The organism is Nostoc sp. CHAB 5715, assembly GCF_020829685.1.
In the GTDB taxonomy this organism is placed as follows: Bacteria; Cyanobacteriota; Cyanobacteriia; order Cyanobacteriales; family Nostocaceae; genus Nostoc.
In genome coordinates, this window is the sequence record NZ_JAIVFR010000684.1 from 1 (window position 1) to 4,242 (window position 4,242).

The window sequence follows — 4,242 nt, forward strand, 5'->3', positions numbered from 1 at the left end:
AGCGTGACGATCAACTCAGCACCCACCCTTACCTTGGCAGCGCCCATGAATACCAAGAGAAAGTACCTGGCAATGCCCCCTACCTGAAAAACATCCATGTGTTCAATCCTGCTGGCTTCGTAAGCTTCGGTCTGCCCATCGGTGACGTGCCTAGTATTCGACGCGATGTGCCAGCAGTAGTGGCACGCATCAGCCATGACTTGTTCTTTGCTGACTGGTCATTACACGAAGCCCGGATCACTAGCGGCAACATTTCGCCGGACTTCGACACATTATTGTATGCAGACGCGGTATGGAAACAGCAAGCCAAGGTGCCAGTCAGCTAAAAAATTGAAAGCGGGAAACACTGTGATTTTACCCCCCGCATGACCAAATTTTGAACCATAGCGTGACCAAAAGTTAACGTAATTTCAAGCTTTTGAGCAAATCTTCAACCTAACTTTATGAATCAAATTATGTCCGCGTGTTTTACTTGTCTTCCATAATGCGACCAAAAGTTTTGTTTTTGGATTTGGTAAAAAATGCAGAGCAAGACACACTAATTTCATCGAAAATTTTAAATTTTCAGTCAAAATATGATTCAAAACGTCCACAATATGGTTCAAAAACATGTTTAGCCAAAAATTAGTGATCAAGCGATCGCATCTCTACTCAGTTTTAAAAGCTCTGTTCGCCGCCTGCGTACAAATGAACTATAAAAGCCTTGTTGCTTGCCGTACTTGATTTTTGATGTTTTTTAACTCAACTTATAATTTTGAACTATATGTTGTCCTAAGTGATTTTGAAGGGCTGGAGTGACCGTTTGGACAAAATACGGTTCAAGTCACAAACACCAAGGTAAAGTGGGGATCAATAACTTGTAAATACAGTTCATCGTGCTGCTTTCGCACACTCTGAACCCAGGCGAAGTCAAAAGCAGAAATCGTCGGATAGTTCACAACCAATAAACTTCTTGAGAAATGTTCTTGAGTTGGTCGTTAATTGTCTCAATAATTGAGCGTTTACGTGACAAAAGCAAGTCAAGAAGAAGCATCAGCTTATTTTTCATGTTGCGACGGAGTTTGGCAAAAAAGTGGATTCCGAACTCTTTCAATCTTTATCCCGAACTCAGGTTAAAGCTATTAAAACGAAGCACTCCTTACACATTGGGATTTACGCTGTTCGCCTCAATCACTTGCTCCTAACGGCATGATGAAAGGAAAAACACTTTCATAAGCTTTAGCTGCTTGCAATACCAGTAAATCTTTATATTTTGCAGCGACAATTTGTATACCAACAGGCAAACCGTTTTTGGTGAAGCCACAAGGTAAAGATGCAGCAGGTTGTTGTGTAAGGTTAAAAGGATATGTAAAAGGTGTCCAATCTCGGTGCTGATGATCAATAGATGATTGAGGCCGATTTTGTCCAACAGGAAAAGCAACTATCGGTAAGGTGGGAGTAAGTAATAAGTCATAGTTTTGATGAAATATTTGCATTTGACGTCCCAATGCTTCACGGGCATCTTGGGCGCTGAGATATTCTACTAAGGTGAGGCGATCGCCTTCTTTGGCTGTAGCTTGCAAACCTTCTTCAATTACAGCTTGTTGTTCTGGACTAAAGCCACGCAATAACTTAGCTGCACCAGCTTGCCAAAAGGTTTGAAAAATGGGGCGAGGATTTACAAAACCTGGATCGACTTCTTCGACAATCGCACCGAGTTTAGCAAAAACATCAACTGCGACTTTAACCAAAGCAGCTACTTCTGAATCAACCTCAGCGTAGCCAAAGTTGGGACTGTAAGCAATTTTCAATCCGGCTACACCCCTGTCTAAATCAGAAGTATAGTCTTGTTTGTCATCTGGTAAAGCATACCAATCACGCACATCAGAATGGGCGATGACATTTAATGTAAGTGCGGCATCAGTGACGGTACGAACCAAAACGCCAATATGAAACAATGATCCAGTATGGGCTGATGGATAGCCAGAAACACGTCCAAAAGTCGGTTTTAAACCAAACACACCTGTTAACGCTGCTGGTGTTCTTGACGATCCACCACCATCTGTACCGAGATGCAGTGTTCCCATGCCCAATGCAGCAGCAACAGCAGCACCACCGCTACTTCCTCCGGGAGTCAAATCTGTATTCCAAGGATTGCGGGTGATACCAGTCAGTGGACTGTCGGTGACACCCTTCCAACCAAATTCAGAGGTTGTGGTTTTTCCTAATAAAACTGCTCCTTGTTCCCGCAGACGAGCCACCGCAGGTGCATTTTCTTCCCAAGGTTGATGGGAGATTGTCGCTTTACTCCCTCGGCGTGTTGGTAAACCCTTGGTTAATAGTAAATCCTTGACGGTAAAAGGTATACCATCCACTAAGCCACGGGGATTTCCATTTAGCCAACGCACTTCTGAGGCTTGGGCTTCAGCCAGAGCAGTGTTTTCATCTACGATCGCAAAGGCGTTAACTGAGCTATTGTAAGTATTGATCCTTTCTAGGGCAGCTTTGGTTGCTGCAACTGGTGATAACTGGCGATCGCGATATAGCGATAACAGTTGAGAAGCAGAAAAATCAGCAATGTCTGACATATTTCGGTTTGAATAGATTTCTTGAAACTACGGCTTAGTTAAGCAGTTTGGAGAAGGTTGCTAATTGTCAGAAGTCACAACAGCGATCGCAAAACCGTCATAGCCTTTGCTACCCACAGTCTGGATTGCTGTGGCACTCACACGCGTTTCAGCACTGAGCAATTCGTTAAAACGACGCACTCCCTGAACATTAGGATCGACACTATTAGCCTCAATCACAGCTCCGTTACGAACAACGTTATCGGCAATAATTAGGCTACCCCTACGAGAAAGCTTTAGCGCCCAGGCAAAATACTCTGGATTGCTGGGCTTATCTGCGTCAATGAATATCAAATCAAATGGATGTTGTCCCTCGGTAGCCAGTTGTGACAGCGTATCTATTGCCGGGCCAAGACGTACCTGTACGATATCAGCCAGGCCAGCACGGGCGATATTTTCACGGGCAACTTCGGCGTGCTGCGGATTAGACTCTAGGGTGATTAAACGACCATCGGTAGGCAATGCCCTAGCAAGCCAGATTGTGCTGTAGCCACCTAGAGTGCCAATCTCCAGAATAGTCCGCGCTCTATGGATTAAAGCTAACAACATTAGCAGTTTGCCTTGGTTTGGTGAAACATTATGTGGTGGCAAACCAACTGCATCACTAGCCTGAAGTGTAGCATTTAGTACAGGATCAGGAGGCACAAGCAAATCAGTGATGTAACGATCGACTTCTGTCCATTGTTTATGAGTCATGTTTTATTTTTTGCAAGTAACTTTAAAATATCTTCTTTGACGGCATGATAAATGAAGAAATACAGTCTTTAGCTTGCTTCTAGAGAATGATGTATGGTAGGTTCCTACTTAGACTAATTACGGTAATTCTATCAACCTACCGTAGTTTATCTCATAACTCAATCACCAAAATCAGGGAATTAATTAAAAGCTGAATACAGGTAAAAATAAATTTTCCCATGCAAATCCAAACTGTTGGTATTTTAAGTCCAGGTGACATGGGGCAGGCTATAGCAGCCGTTCTCAATCAAAATGGATTGAAAACCATTGCCGCCCTGGATGATCGCAGTCAACGAACTCGGCAATTAGCCGCCGCAGCTAATATCCAAGATGTGGGTTCCCTCACACAACTGGTAATTGAATCTGATGTGGTGTTATCAGTTTTAGTCCCCGCCGCCGCCGCAGAGGTAGCAAAACAAGTAGCTGAGGTGATAAGTAATGTGGGGAAACAGATTCTTTATGTTGATGGTAATGCGATCGCACCCCAAAAAGTAAAACGTATTGCCCAAGTTATTGAATCAGTGGGAGCCACATTCGTAGATGCTTCCATCATTGGCCCACCGCCGAGAGTTCCCGGCCGCACACGCATCTATGCTTCAGGAAAACAGGCCGATGAATTTCAACAATTGCGGAATTATGGGTTAGATATACGAGTGATTGGCGATGAAATTGGTCAGGCTTCTGGATTGAAGATGTCTTACGCCGCCCTAACAAAAGGACTGACAGCGATTGGTACAGAATTACTCATTGCTGCCCATCGTTTAGGTTTGGATGAGCAACTATGGAACGAAGTATCTAGTAGCTAACCAGAACTTGCTGCTATTCTCACCCGTTCCATTCCATCCATGACACCAAAAGCACATCGTTGGATAGGAGAAATGGAAGAAATTGCTGAAACCTT

At 43.8% G+C, this 4,242-nt stretch carries 3 protein-coding genes and 3 pseudogenes; 3 read left to right on the forward strand and 3 right to left on the reverse strand.

What is annotated here, in order from left to right; genetic code table 11:
* Window positions 1–326: pseudogene (locus LC574_RS28975) on the forward strand (NAD(P)/FAD-dependent oxidoreductase); the annotation flags it as partial.
* A gap of 626 nt (window positions 327–952) precedes the next feature.
* On the opposite strand, the pseudogene LC574_RS28980 reads toward LC574_RS28975, so the two are convergent.
* The 3 genes and pseudogenes from LC574_RS28980 to LC574_RS28990 all read right to left on the reverse strand — a co-directional run.
* Window positions 953–1,093, reverse strand: a pseudogene (locus tag LC574_RS28980) (transposase); the annotation flags it as partial.
* A gap of 73 nt (window positions 1,094–1,166) precedes the next feature.
* Entirely contained in the window at window positions 1,167–2,567 is a 1,401-nt protein-coding gene (locus tag LC574_RS28985) for an amidase (protein ID WP_229457088.1), read from the reverse strand.
* A 60-nt stretch (window positions 2,568–2,627) separates the two neighbouring features.
* On the reverse strand, window positions 2,628–3,302 hold the full coding sequence (locus LC574_RS28990; protein ID WP_229457089.1) for an O-methyltransferase: 675 nt from the start codon (window positions 3,300–3,302) through the stop codon (window positions 2,628–2,630).
* 218 nt (window positions 3,303–3,520) lie between these two features.
* Here LC574_RS28990 and LC574_RS28995 point away from each other — a divergent pair, with 218 nt between their 5' ends.
* Both LC574_RS28995 and LC574_RS29000 read left to right on the forward strand, forming a co-directional pair.
* Window positions 3,521–4,147 carry an NAD(P)-binding domain-containing protein gene (locus LC574_RS28995; RefSeq protein ID WP_229457090.1) on the forward strand — a complete coding sequence of 209 codons (627 nt, stop codon included), beginning with the start codon at window positions 3,521–3,523 and terminating at the stop codon, window positions 4,145–4,147.
* A gap of 12 nt (window positions 4,148–4,159) precedes the next feature.
* Window positions 4,160–4,242 (forward strand): annotated as a pseudogene (locus LC574_RS29000) (DUF1932 domain-containing protein); the annotation flags it as partial.